At 73.2% G+C, this 13,052-nt stretch carries 12 protein-coding genes; all 12 read right to left on the bottom strand.

The window, feature by feature from the left end:
- Positions 1-3,393, bottom strand: a 3,393-nt coding sequence (gene smc / locus Q0L15_RS15910; protein ID WP_296605430.1) for a chromosome segregation protein SMC, incomplete at its 3' end; no start/stop codon positions are given.
- Between the two features lie 142 nt (positions 3,394-3,535).
- On the bottom strand, positions 3,536-4,627 hold the full coding sequence (locus Q0L15_RS15915; RefSeq protein ID WP_296605431.1) for an alanine--glyoxylate aminotransferase family protein: 1,092 nt from the start codon (positions 4,625-4,627) through the stop codon (positions 3,536-3,538).
- A gap of 9 nt (positions 4,628-4,636) precedes the next feature.
- Entirely contained in the window at positions 4,637-6,016 is a 1,380-nt protein-coding gene (locus Q0L15_RS15920; RefSeq protein ID WP_296605432.1) for an FAD-linked oxidase C-terminal domain-containing protein, read from the bottom strand.
- Positions 6,017-6,034: 18 nt separating this feature from the next.
- The gene (locus Q0L15_RS15925) at positions 6,035-7,282 is read right to left on the bottom strand and encodes an MFS transporter (RefSeq protein ID WP_296605433.1); all 1,248 of its coding nucleotides are present in this window, start codon (positions 7,280-7,282) and stop codon (positions 6,035-6,037) included.
- A gap of 58 nt (positions 7,283-7,340) precedes the next feature.
- Positions 7,341-7,550 (bottom strand): hypothetical protein, encoded by a 210-nt coding sequence (locus Q0L15_RS15930; protein ID WP_296605434.1) that lies wholly within the window; start codon positions 7,548-7,550, stop codon positions 7,341-7,343.
- A 76-nt stretch (positions 7,551-7,626) separates the two neighbouring features.
- The gene (mutM, locus tag Q0L15_RS15935) at positions 7,627-8,514 is read right to left on the bottom strand and encodes a bifunctional DNA-formamidopyrimidine glycosylase/DNA-(apurinic or apyrimidinic site) lyase (protein ID WP_296605435.1); all 888 of its coding nucleotides are present in this window, start codon (positions 8,512-8,514) and stop codon (positions 7,627-7,629) included.
- Between the two features lie 13 nt (positions 8,515-8,527).
- Complete coding sequence (gene rnc / locus Q0L15_RS15940; RefSeq protein WP_296605440.1) at positions 8,528-9,289, bottom strand: ribonuclease III; 762 nt, start codon at positions 9,287-9,289, stop codon at positions 8,528-8,530.
- A gap of 14 nt (positions 9,290-9,303) precedes the next feature.
- Positions 9,304-9,489, bottom strand: coding sequence for a 50S ribosomal protein L32 (gene rpmF, locus Q0L15_RS15945; protein ID WP_081790257.1), 186 nt, complete (start codon positions 9,487-9,489; stop codon positions 9,304-9,306).
- Between the two features lie 35 nt (positions 9,490-9,524).
- The gene (locus tag Q0L15_RS15950) at positions 9,525-10,049 is read right to left on the bottom strand and encodes a YceD family protein (protein WP_296605436.1); all 525 of its coding nucleotides are present in this window, start codon (positions 10,047-10,049) and stop codon (positions 9,525-9,527) included.
- A 108-nt stretch (positions 10,050-10,157) separates the two neighbouring features.
- Positions 10,158-10,655 carry a pantetheine-phosphate adenylyltransferase gene (gene coaD, locus Q0L15_RS15955; protein ID WP_296605437.1) on the bottom strand — a complete coding sequence of 166 codons (498 nt, stop codon included), beginning with the start codon at positions 10,653-10,655 and terminating at the stop codon, positions 10,158-10,160.
- Positions 10,656-10,664: 9 nt separating this feature from the next.
- Positions 10,665-11,237: a 16S rRNA (guanine(966)-N(2))-methyltransferase RsmD gene (gene rsmD, locus Q0L15_RS15960; protein ID WP_296605438.1), complete on the bottom strand. Its 573-nt coding sequence runs from the start codon at positions 11,235-11,237 to the stop codon at positions 10,665-10,667.
- A gap of 4 nt (positions 11,238-11,241) precedes the next feature.
- Positions 11,242-13,052 (bottom strand): ATP-dependent DNA helicase RecG (locus tag Q0L15_RS15965; RefSeq protein ID WP_296605439.1); only part of this gene is annotated, 1,811 nt, incomplete at its 5' end.

The following is a 13,052-nucleotide window of genomic DNA, read 5'->3' on the forward strand; positions in this document are numbered from 1 at the left end:
GGTGTCGTCGAGGGCGGCCTCGACCTCGTCGAGGATGTAGAACGGCGAGGGCCGCGCCTTGAACAGCGCGACCAGGAACGCCACGGCCACCAGCGAGCGCTCGCCACCGCTGAGCAGCGAGAGGCGCTTGACCTTCTTGCCGGGCGGGCGCGCCTCGACCTCGACACCGGTGGTGAGCATGTCGTCGGGCGCCGTCAGCACCAGGCGGCCCTCACCGCCCGGGAACAGCCGGGCGAAGGTGGCGTCGAACGCCTTGCTGACATCGGCGTACGCCTCGGTGAAGACCTGCTCGACGCGCTGGTCGACCTCGCGCACGATGTCGAGGAGGTCCTTGCGGGTCTTCTTGAGGTCCTCGAGCTGCTCGGTGAGGAACTTGTGACGCTCCTCCATCGCGGAGTACTCCTCCAGCGCCAGCGGGTTGACCCTGCCGAGCATCGACAGCGCGCGCTCGGCGGCGCGCAGCCGCTTCTGCTGCTCCTCGCGCACGAACGGCACCGGCTCGGGCGGCTCCTCGCCCTCGGGGACCTCGCTCGCCCCGAGAGTCTGGCTAGCCGGGACCAGCTGGTCGGGGCCGTAGTCGGCGATCAGGCCGTCCGCGTCGAGACCGAGCTCCTCGAGGGCGCGCTCCTCGAGCTGCTCGATGCGCATCCGCTGCTGGGTGCGGGCCATCTCGTCACGGTGGACGGAGTTGACGAGCTCGTCGTGCTCCTTGTCGAGGCGGCGCAGCTCGGAGCGTACGGCGAGCAGCTCCTGCTCGCGGCCGCTGCGTGCCTGCTCGACGGCCGTGCGGGCCTGGGTCGCGACGTGGACGGAGACCTCGAGCCGGCTGAGCACGTAGCCGAGGGCGACGCCGACGGCCTCGGCCGCGCGGCCCTCGCGGAGCAGCCGCTCACGGCGTTCGGCGGCCCGGGCCCGGGACTCGCGCTCGGCGCGTGCCGCGCGGACCATCGCGTCGGCGCGGCCGTGCATCGCGCGCGAGCGCTCCTCGGAGGTGCGCAGCGCCAGGCGGCTGTCCATCTCGGCCTGGCGGGCGGTGCGGGCCTCCTCGACCAGGCGCTCGCGGGCGGTGGTGTCGGGCTCCTCGTCGGGAGCATCCTCGGCGGTGGCGAGCCGCTCCTCGAGGTCGGCGAGCCCGGACATCGCCTGCGTGCGCGCCTCCTCGGCCTTCTCGATCGCCTGGGCGAGCCGGTCGGCCTCGCCGCGAGCGGCGCGGGCCTGCGAGCCGTACTGGCCCAGCTCCTCGGCGACCGCGGCCAGCGTGGCGTCGGACTCGTGCAGCTTGGCGAGCGCGACGTCGACGCGCTTCTGCGCCTCGAGCCGCTCGCTCTCGAGGCGGGACATGTCGAACCCGAGCCGTTCGGCGGCCGCGACCGCCTCGGCGAGCTGCTCGGTCGCCTCGTCGACCGCGGCCTGGACCTCGATCAGCGTGGGTTGGCTGGACGAGCCGCCCGAGGCGTAGTGGGCGCCGAGCACGTCGCCCTCGCGGGTGACCGCGGTGACGTCGGGCAGGTCGGCGACGAGGCTGCGAGCGGTGTCGAGGTCCTCGACGACCGCGACCTTGAACAGCAGCCGGGTCAGCGCGGGGCGCAGGGTGTCGGGGCACTCCACGACGTCGATGGCGTACGCCGCGTGCGCGGGCAGGCCCGGCCAGTCACGATCGGCGACCGGTCCCCCGCCCAGCAGCAGGCCGGCGCGGCCGAGGTCGTCGCCCTTGAGGTGGGCGATCGCGCGCACCGCGGCGTCGGCATCGGCGACGGCGACCGCGTCGGCGGCCGAGCCGAGGGCCTGGGCGACGGCGGCCTCGTAGCCGCTGCGCACCGAGAGCAGCGCGGCGACCGAGCCGAGCAGCCCGGAGATCGAGTCGGACGCGGCCAGCAGCGCGCCGGCGCCGTCCTTGCGGTTGAGCCCCATCTCGAGGGCGTCCTTGCGGGCGGCCAGCGCGGTGCGGTCACGATCGGCCTGAAGGGCCTCGTCGCGGGCCTTGGCGAGCCGCTCCTCGATGTCGTCGAGGGCGGCGACGGCGGCCTCGTGCTCGGCGTCGAGGCCCTCCTCGCCGGCGTCGAGGCCGGCGACCTTGGTCTCGAGCGAGGTGAAGTCGCGCTGGGCGCGCTCGGCGCGGGCCAGGGCCTCCTCGCGGGCGAGCCGGAGCCGGCCGACCTCCTCGTCGGCAGCGGCGGCACGCGACTTCAGTGCGTTGACCTGGCCGTGCAGCCGGGCCAGACCCTCGCGTCGGTCGGCGGCGGCGCGCTGGAGGCCGGCGATCCGGCGATCCTCCTCGGCCGCGGCGTCCTCGGCGGCCCGGCGCGCGGCGACGGCCTGCTCGAGCGCCACCCGGTGCTCCTCGACCTCGGCGGCGATGCGCTGCTCCTGCTCGCGCACCTTCTCGGCCTCGGCCTCGAGCTGGTCGGGGTCGCGGCCCGACCGGCTCTCCTCGACCTCGGCGGTGCCGGCGGCGTTGCGGACCCGCTCGGCGGCCAACGACTGGGTGCCGCGCAGCCGCTCGCGCAGGCCGGACAGCGCGAACCAGGTCTCCTGCGCCCTCGAGAGCGCCGGCAGGTCCTCGCGCAGCGCGGCCTCGAGCGCGGCCTCCACCTCACGCGCCTTGGCGATCTCGGCCTCGACCTGCTCGCGGCGCTCGACGAGGATCGACTCGTCGGCGAGGTCCTGCTCGAGGGCGGTGCGGGCGGTGACCAGGTCGTCGGCGATCAGGCGGGCGCGCGCGTCGCGGACGTCGGCCTGGACCCCGGCGGCCTTGCGGGCCACCTCGGCCTGGCGGCCCAGCGGCTTGAGCTGGCGCCGGATCTCGGTGAGGAGGTCACCGAGGCGGGTCAGGTTGCCCTCGGTGGAGTCGAGCTTGCGGAGCGCCTTCTCCTTGCGCTTGCGGTGCTTGAGGACGCCCGCGGCCTCCTCGATGAACCCGCGCCGGTCCTCGGGCGTCGCGTGCAGGATGGTGTCGAGCTGGCCCTGCCCGACGATCACGTGCATCTCGCGGCCGATGCCGCTGTCGGAGAGCAGCTCCTGGACGTCGAGCAGCCGGCACGGTTGGGAGTTGATGGCGTACTCCGAGCCGCCGCTGCGGAACATCGTGCGGCTGATCGTCACCTCGGCGTACTCGATCGGCAGCGCGCCGTCGGAGTTGTCGATGGTCAGCAGCACCTCGGCCCGGCCCAGCGGCGGGCGGCCGGAGGTGCCGGCGAAGATGACGTCGTCCATCTTGCCGCCGCGCAGCGACTTGGCGCTGGCCTCGCCCATCACCCACGCGAGCGCGTCGACGACGTTGGACTTGCCGGAGCCGTTGGGACCCACGATGCAGGTGATGCCCGGCTCGAGCTGCAGCGTCGTCGAGGAGGCGAAGGACTTGAACCCCTTGAGGGTCAGGCTCTTCAGGTACAACGCGGGCTCCCAGCTCGTTGGGTACGGCGACTCGTCGGTGCGACTGAGGACGCAGGCCGCCCATCATGGCAGCCACGGCTTGGGGGAAGCTCAGCCCGGCTCACGATACCGGGCGTCGTCCCGGTTCGCTGGCATCCCGGTCTCAGGCGTGTGCGAGCGCGTCCCGGAGCGCTGCGAGGGCCAGGAGCACCCGGTCGGGGCTGGCGTTGGGGCCCATGAGGCCGATGCGCCACACGCTCGTCGCGAACGCCCCGGCGCCTGCGCCGATCTCGAGGTCGTGGGTCTCGAGCAGGTAGCGGCGCACGGCGGCGGAGTCGACCCCGTCGGGGACCTTCACCGTGGTGAGCTCCGGCAGCCGGTGTCCCTCGGCCGCGAACAGCTCCAGGCCCATCTCCTGCAGCCCGTCCTGCAGCTGCCGCCCCGCGGCCTCGTGACGCGCCCACACCGCCTCGAGACCCTCGTCGAGGATGCGGGTCAGGCCGGCGTGCAGGCTCGCGACCATCGCCACCGGCGCCGTGTGGTGGTAGGTCCGACCGCCCGAGCCGCTGGCCTCGCCGACGTACCCGCCGAGGAGGCCGAGGTCGAGGTACCAGGAGCGCGGCTTCTCCACCCGGCGGGAGAACGCCCGGTCGTCGATCGTGAACGGCGCGAGTCCGGGCGCCACGCCGAGGCACTTCTGGGTGCCGGCGTAGCCGACGTCGATGCCCCAGTCGTCGGCGCGCAGCTCGATGCCGCCGATGCTGGTCACCGCGTCGACGAGCAGCAGCGCGTCGCCCTTCCCCGCCCCGAGCGCCGCGATGTCGGAGCGCACGCCGGTGGAGGTCTCGGCTTGCACCGCGGCGATGATCGCCGGGGACGCGTGCGCAGCGAGCACTCTCTCGACGTCGACGGGCTGGCCCCAGTCGTGCTCGACCGGCACCACCTCGGCCCCGCAGCGCGCAGCGACGTCGCACATCCGCTGGCCGAACAGGCCGTTGACCGCGACCACGACGACGTCACCGGGGTGGACGGTGTTGACGAACGCCGCCTCCATCCCCGCCGACCCGGTCGCCGAGAGCGGCAGCGTGCGGGCGTTGCCGGTCCCCCACACCTGGCGCAGCATCGCGCAGGTCTCGTCCATCAGCTCGAGGAACGCCGGGTCGAGGTGCCCCAGGATCGGCGCGCCGAGTGCCAGGGTCGCCTCGGGATAGGGGTTGGTGGGTCCGGGGCCGAAGAGGTGCCGGTCGTGGATCATGGCTCGACGCTAGAGGATCGCCCCAGGGTTGAGGATCCCCAGCGGGTCGAGCGCGTCCTTGACCCGGCGGGTCAGCGCCATCACCTCGGGCCCGAGCTGGTCGGGCAGCGCGCCCTTCTTGGCGCGGCCGACGCCGTGCTCGCCGGTGATCGTGCCGCCGAGCCGGATGGCGGCCTGCATGACGTCGGCGAACGCCGCCCGTGCGCGCCGATCGGAGTCGGGGTCGCCCGCGTCGTAGACGATGATCGGGTGGGTGTTGCCGTCGCCGGCGTGGGCGACCACGGGGATCTCCACCGCGTGCTCGACCGCGATCGTGGCGATCGCCGCCAGCAGCGCCGGCAGCTGCGGCACCGGTACGCCGACGTCCTCGAGCAGCAGGGCACCGCGGGCCTCGATGGCGGGGAACGCCGCACGCCGGGCGGCGACGAAGAGCTCGCCCTCCTCGGCGTCGTCGGTCACGAACACCTCGGTCGCGCCCGCGGCCTCGCACGCCTCACGGATCGCCTCGACCTCGACCGCCCGCGCCGCGGCGGGAGCGTCGGACTGGGCCACCAGCAGCGCGCCCGCGGTGCGGTCGAGGCCCATCGGACGGTGGTCCTCCACGGCGTTGATCGACGCCTGGTCCATCAGCTCCATCATCGAGGGCCGGATCCTGCGCCCGGTGGCCACGACGGCACGCGCGGCAGCGTCGACGTCGGCGAACGCCGCCACCACCGTCGACCTCGCGTCCTGGGCCGGCACCAGCCGCAGCGTGGCCCGGGTGACCACGCCGAGCGTGCCCTCGCTGCCGACGAAGAGCTTGAGCAGGCTCAGCCCCGCGACGTCCTTGATGCGCTTGCCGCCGAGCGTGACGAGGGTGCCGTCGGCCAGCACGACGTCCAGTCCGAGCACGTAGTCGGTGGTGACGCCGTACTTCACGCAGCACAGGCCGCCGGCGTTGGTCGCCACGTTGCCACCGATCGAGCAGATCTCGTACGACGACGGGTCGGGCGGGTACCAGAGCCCGTGCTGGGCGGCCGCGGCCTTGACCTCGGCGTTGAGCGCGCCGGGCTCGACGACCGCGACCCGGCACTCGACGTCGATCTCGATCGCGCGCATCCGCTCGAGGCTGAGCACCAGCCCGCCGTCGACGGCGGTCGAGCCGCCCGACAGTCCGCTGCCGGCGCCGCGCGGGACCACCGGCACCCGGTGCTCGGCCGCCCAGCGGACCGCCGCCTGCACCTGGCTCGCGTCCTCGACGCGCACGACGGCGAGGGGACGCCCCGCGGCCCGGTCGCGCGACCAGTCGAACCGGTACTTCTCCACCGCGTCCGGCTCGGTCACGACGACCCCGGTCGGGAGGGCGTCGATCAGCTCGGCCAGCGCGGCAGGCTCGGCAGGCGGGTGCATGGGCCCATGCAACCATCCTCAGACGGCTGCCGGCTGCTCCTTCTCGTCGGCGTGGGCGATGTGGGAGAGCTGGCCCCAGATCAGCACCACGAAGACCGCCGACCCGGCGAACGCGAACCAGAACGGCGCGGTCACGCCCCAGTGCTGGGCGAGCACACCTCCGACGCCGGAGCCGATGACCAGGCCACCGAAGACGCCGACCAGGTTCACGCTGCCCACCCGACCCTGCAGCTCGCTGGGCACCGCCCGCTGGCGCACGGTGGTCGAGGTGGTGCCCCAGATGAACGCGTGCGCGCCGAAGAAGAAGAAGATCACCAGCGCGACGCTCGCCCGCGTGGTGAGCGCGAGCGCGAGGTGGGTGACGGTCTCGAAGACCAGACCGACGCGCATCAGGTTCGCGAGGCTGACCCGGCGGGTGATCCATCCGTAGCAGAGGGTCGCGATCAGGCCGCCGACCGCGGAGACCGTGGTGAGCAGGCCGAAGCCGACCTCCCCCATGCCGAGGCGCTGCGTGGCGTAGAGCACGAGGATCGACCAGGCGGCCCCGAAGGTGATGTTGAAGACGAAGATCGTCAGCACCAGGGTGCGTACGGCGGCGTGGTGGAGCACCCAGCGGAACGCCTCGCCCACGTCCTGGCGCAGGTGGGTGCGCTCGTCGCGGGCCCGACCGTGGGGCGGCAGCACGATCCGTGCGGCCAGCATCGCCCCGAGCGCGACCATCACGGCCTGCGCCACGAACGGGACGGCGTGCCCGGCCGCGAAGAGCGCCGCCCCGATCGGCGGGCCGGCGAGCTGGTTCACCGTGATGAAACTGCTGGTGAGGCGCGCGTTCGCGACCCCGAGGTCGTCGCGGTGCACGAGCATCGGCAGCAGCGTCGAGGCGGTGTTGTCGGCGAACACCTCGGCGGTGCCGAGCAGGAACATCGCGACGAGCACCAGGGCGATCGACACGACGTCGGTGGCGATGGCCAGCGTGAGCAGCGCCAGGACGGCGGCCCGCAGCAGGTCCACGGTCACCACGATGAGGCGGCGGTCGAGGCGGTCGGCGAGCGCTCCGGCGTACAGCCCGAAGACCAGCGGCGGCAGCCACTGCAGCATCGCGGCCAGCGCGACCAGGAACGGGTCGTGGGTGAGCGAGGCGACCAGCAGCGGGCCGGCCGCGATCGCGATGCCGTCACCGAGGTTGCTGATCCACGAGGAGGCCAGCAACCAGCGGAACCCGGTGCCGAGCCGACGTGGAACGACGATCTCGACCAGGGTGCTCACAAGGGGTTGAGACTAGTGCCGGACGTCCTCACGGACATCCGGTTTTCGAGCCCGCGGGTCAGGCGGGTTGCATCTCCTGCAGGGACTCGTGCTCGAGGTCGAGCATCGCGACCGCCTGCGCGGCGGTCAGCTTGTCGTTCTCCTCGCTGAGCCGGAGGACGAGCGCCTCGAGCTCTCGCACGCGCGCGCGAAGCCGGTGGTTCTCGGCTACGAGGGCGGCGGGCGTCCGCAGGTCGCTGTTCATGTATCCGATCAGCGCCTTGGCCATGGACAAAGCCTTCCGGGGTCGTGGGGAACCCGCGGCAGCGGGCCGTCTTCAAGAGTCTCACCAGTCGGAGCTCGGGTCAATCTGCCAGGCGCACCGCGCGCGGGGCCGTTCGCCTCTTGCGGGGCACCGGTTGGCAGACCGGGCAGAAGAAGCTCGACCGGTTCATGAACGCCACCCGGCGGATCGGCGTGCCGCACCGCTCGCAGGGCTGCCCCTCGCGGCCGTAGGCGTGCAGCGCGCGGTCGAAGTAGCCGGACTCGCCGTTGACGTTGACGTAGAGCGCGTCGAACGAGGTGCCGCCCTCCCCCAGCGCCGCGATCATCACCTCGCGGGCGTGGCCGAGCAGCTCGCGCACCTGGGCCGCGGTGAGCCGGTCGCCGGGGCGCTCGCCGTGGATGCGCGCCCGCCAGAGCGCCTCGTCGGCGTAGATGTTGCCGACGCCGGAGACCAGGTTCTGGTCGAGCAGCTGGCGCTTGACCCCGGAGCTGCGGCGTCGGACCTTGCGGATGAAGGCGTCGTCGTCGAACGCGGGGTCGAGCGGGTCGCGGGCGATGTGGGCGATCTCCGCGGGCAGGTCGGCCCCGCCGTCGGAGACCGACAGGCCGCCGAACATCCGCTGGTCCACGAAGCGCAGCTCACGGCCCTCGTCGGCGCCCTCGAGGGCGAGGCGCACCCGCAGGTGCCGCTCCGCCGGCGCGGCGGGCGGCTGGACGAGCAGCTGACCGCTCATGCCGAGGTGGGCCAGCAGGGCGTCGCCGTTGTCGAGCGGCAGCCAGAGGTACTTGCCGCGCCGGCGCGCGGCCTCGATGCGGCGACCGGTCAGTGCGGCGGCGAAGCCGGCCGGGCCGCGCAGGTCGCGGCGCACCGGCCGGGGGTGCAGGACGTCGACGCCGGTGATCGTGGCGCCGAGGACGTGCCGCTCGAGGCCGGCTCGCACGACCTCGACCTCGGGGAGCTCCGGCAAGGCGTGGCTCGGGTCAGCTCTTGCGGGCCGAGCGCGACGGGGTCTTGGCGGCGACCTCGATCGCCGTGCCGATCGCCGGGTCCTCGACACCGAGGTCGGAGGCGATCTCGCCGTACGCGGTCTCCGCGGCGGCCTGCTCGGCCTCCTTCTTGGAGCGGCCGACGCCGTTGCCGTAGAGGCCGTCGCCCACGCGGACCTGGGCGGTGAACGTCTTCATGTGGTCGGGGCCGTCGTCCTCGATGACGTACTCGGGGACGCCGAGCCCGTGCTCGGCCGACAGCTCCTGCAGCGAGGTCTTCCAGTCCAGACCCGCACCCAGCGCCGAGGCGGCCTCGATGAGCGGGTCGAAGAGACGGTGCACGACGACCGCGGAGGTCTCGAACCCGCCAGAGAGATGCACAGCCCCGATGACCGCCTCGACGGTGTCGGAGAGGATCGAGGCCTTGTGGCGCCCGCCGGTCGACTCCTCGCCGCGGCCGAGCTTGACGTGCTCACCGACGCCGATGCGGCGGCCGACCTCCGCCAGCGCGCGGGCGTTGACGACCGCGGCACGCAGCTTGGCCAGCCGGCCCTCGGAGAGGTCCGGGTGGGTGCGGTAGAGCGTCTCGGTGACCACGACCCCGAGCACGGAGTCCCCGAGGAACTCCAGGCGCTCGTTGGTCGGCAGGCCACCGTTCTCGTACGCGAAGGACCGATGGGTCAGGGCGCGCTCGAGCAGCTCGGGGTCCAGTGTCGGATCCCCGAGAGCTGCTCGGAGCTCTGCGTAGTTGGTCAGTGGACCGGGTCGGGTCAGAGGACCTGACGACGGTCGGCGCGCGCGCCGTACTGGCCGCACTCACCGCACGCACGGTGCGGCAGGTGCTTGGCACCGCAGGCGGGGTTCGCGCAGGTCACCAGCGTCGGGGCGACGGCCTTCCAGGCCGAACGACGGTGACGCGTGTTGCTGCGCGACATCTTCCGCTTCGGGACAGCCACTGTTCTCTCCTACTTGATCGGTCTCGCGCTCGTGTCTACGAGCTCGGGTCGGTGTCCTGCTGGAGCTGCTGCAACTTTCCCCATCGCGGGTCGACCGGCGCCTCGTGCGAGTGGTCGGGATCCTCGGCCAGGCGCGCCCCGCACTCGGGGCACAGGCCAGGACAGTCGTCCTCGCACAAGGGCTGGAACGGCAGTGCGAGCACCACCGCGTCCCGCAGCAGGGGCTCGAGGTCGAGCAGGTCGCCCTCGAGCATGCTGACGTCGTCGTCCTCCTCGGAGGAGTAGTCCTGGTCGTCGTACACGAACAGCTCCTGGAACCGGACCTCGACCTCGTCGGTGATCGGCTCCAGGCACCGCGCGCACTCACCGGCGAGCTCGGCCGAGGCCGAACCGGTGACCAGCACACCCTCCATGACCGCTTCCAGCCGCAGGTCGAGGTCGACCGGCGAGCCTTCCGGGACGCGGAGGACTTCGATGCCCAGATCTGCCGGTGCCGGAACCGTCCGCTTCTCCTGACGCTGGGACCCCGGGCGGCGGCCGAGCTCGCGGGTATCGAGCACGAGCGGCGCTCTCGGGTCCAGGCTGGTCAGGGGTCTACTTCCGGGTCCGGGCACAAACAGATCGTCGGCAAGCGTACCGGCGGCCCGGGGTGGTGACAAAACGGATGCTCAGCGAACCTCGTCCCCCGCGCGGGCCGCCAGGCGGGCCACGAGACGGGCGTGCACGGCGGGCGGCACGAGGGAGGAGACGTCGCCGCCGAGCGAGGCCACCTCTTTCACCAGGCTCGAGGAGACGTAGCCCCAGGACGCGTGGGTCGGCAGGAACACCGTCTCGACGCCGGTGAGGTGCTGGTTCATCTGCGCCATCGGCAGCTCGTACTCGTAGTCGTTGCCGCCGCGCAGGCCCTTGACGATCGCCGGCGCGTCGATCTCGCGGCAGAAGTCGACGATGAGGCCGGTGAAGCCCATCACGGTCACGTTCGGCAGGTCCGCACACACCTCACGCAGCATCGCCAGCCGCTCGTCGGGCTCGAAGAGCCGGGACTTGGAGGGGTTGGTGCCGGTCGCCACGACCAGCTCGTCGAAGATCGCCGCGGCCCTCCGCACGATGTCGAGATGACCGTTGGTCACCGGGTCGAACGAGCCGGGGCACACCGCGCGGGTCATGGCGGGAGGCTATCGCCTCTCCTCTCCGGACTCGGCGTACCACAGCGTGGTCTCGCCGTAGCGCTTGCTGCGGGTCTCCTCGAAGCCGCCCGGCCAGGTGGGCTCGGGGCTGCGCGAGGACCGCTCGACGACCACCAGCGCGCCGGGGACCAGCCAGCCCTCGGTGGCGAGCGCCGCGAGGTCCTCGGCCAGCGCCTCGTCGCTCAGCGGGTAGGGCGGGTCGAGGAACACGACGTCGTACGGCGCGCTCGGCGGGCGCCGCAGCACCGCCGTGACGGACCCGGCGACCACGTGGGCCTTCGCGTAGCCGATCGCGCGGGCGTTGTCGGTGATCAGGGCCGCGGTGCGGCGGTCGTGCTCGACCAGGGTGACCACGCCCGCACCGCGCGACCAGGCCTCGAGGCCGACCGCTCCCGAGCCGGCGTAGAGGTCGAGGAACCGCAGCCCGTGCAGCGAGCCGCACCAGGACTCGATCGCCGAGAACAGCGCCTCACGCACCCGGTCGCTGGTGGGCCGCGTCGACGCTCCGCGCGGCGTCTGGATCCGGCGGCCCCCGGCCGCTCCCCCGATGATCCGCGTCACCGGTTCACCCCTTCTCCAGGAAGTCGGCCCGCACCGAGGCCTCGAGGTCGGCGACCGCGGCGGCGAGCTCGGGCGCCTGGGCCAGGGAGTCGTCGGCGTCGAGCAGCCGGACGGCGGCCTCGCGGGCCTCGATGATCGTCTTCTCGTCGCGGAGCACCCGCAGGTCGCGCAGGCCCGAGCTGAAGCCCGACTGGGACTTGCCGAGGACGTCGCCCTCGCGGCGCTGCTCGAGGTCGACCCGGCTGAGCTCGAAGCCGTCGGTCGTGCTCGCCACCGCATCCAGGCGGGCCCGGGCCGGGGTGTCGGACTCGGCGCGGGTGACCAGCAGGCACAGCCCGGGGTGCCCACCCCGGCCGACGCGGCCGCGCAGCTGGTGGAGCTGGGAGACGCCGAACCGGTCGGCGTCGAGCAGCACCATCGCGGTCGCGTTGGCGACGTCGACACCGACCTCGATGACCGTCGTCGCGACGAGCACGTCGATCTCTCCGCCGGCGTAGGCACGCATCACGCGGTCCTTGTCGTCGGGCGGCATCTTGCCGTGGAGGCGCTCGACCCTCAGGCCGGCGAGCGGTCCGTCGGCGAGCAGCGCGGCGACCTCCTCGACCGCCGCCAACCCGCCCACCGGGGCGGCCCGCTCGACGGGGTTGCCGTCCTCGTCGAGGTCGAGCTGGTCGGTCTCGCCCTGCTCGGCCTCGTCGCCGGTGATGCGCGGGCACACGACGTAGGCCTGGTGACCCTTCTCGACCTCCTCGCGCACCCGCTGCCACACCCGGTCGAGCCAGTGCGGCTGCTCGGCCAGCGGGACGAGGTTGGTCTGGATCGGCGCGCGACCGGCCGGCAGCTCGGCGAGCGTCGAGATCTCGAGGTCGCCGAAGACCGTCATGGCGACGGTCCGCGGGATCGGCGTCGCCGTCATCACCAGCACGTGGGGCGGGGTGCCGGCCTTGTCGGTGAGGGCGGCCCGCTGCTCGACCCCGAACCGGTGCTGCTCGTCGACGACCACGAGGCCGAGGTCGGCGAAGATCACCTTGTCCTCGAGCAGGGCGTGGGTGCCGATGACGATGCCCGCCTCGCCGGTGGCGAGGCGCGACATCGGCGCGGTGCGCTGCGCCTTGGACATCGAGCCGGTGAGGAGCTCGACGTTGGTCGCCTCGGCGGCGCCGCCGAGCATCCCGCCGGCGGCGAGGTCACCGAGCATCGCGGTGATCGAGCGGTGGTGCTGCTGGGCCAGCACCTCCGTGGGAGCCAGCAGCGCGGCCTGCCCCCCGGAGTCGACGACGCGCAGCATGGCGCGCAGGGCGACGAGGGTCTTGCCGGAGCCGACCTCGCCCTGGAGCAGCCGGTTCATCGGGTGCGGTTGGGCGAGGTCATCCTCGATCTGGGCACCGATCTCGCGCTGGCCGGCGGTCAGGTCGAAGGGCAGCCGCGCGTCGAACGCCGCCAGCAACCCGCCGCTCGTCGCGCCGGTGCGCGCCTGCGCCCCCAGCGCGCGCAGCGCGCGGCGACGGCGGGCGAGGACCAACTGGGTGATCAGCGCCTCCTCGAACCGGAAGCGGCGCTGGGCGCTGGTGACCTGGCCCCAGTCGTCGGGGTTGTGGATGCGCTGCAGCGCCGTACGGACGTCGAGGAGCTCGTGGTGCTCGCGCACGTCGGGCGGCACGACGTCGGGCACCTCGTCGACGACCGACAGCGCGAACGCGACCGCGCGTTGGATGTCCCAGGAGTCGACGCCCTTGGTGAGGGGGTAGATCGGGTAGAGATCACCGATCGCGTCGAGCGAGAGCTGCGCCGCGTCCTCCTCGGCGGTGCCGAACA

Source organism: Nocardioides sp., from assembly GCF_024509035.1.
Classification (GTDB): Bacteria; Actinomycetota; Actinomycetes; order Propionibacteriales; family Nocardioidaceae; genus Nocardioides.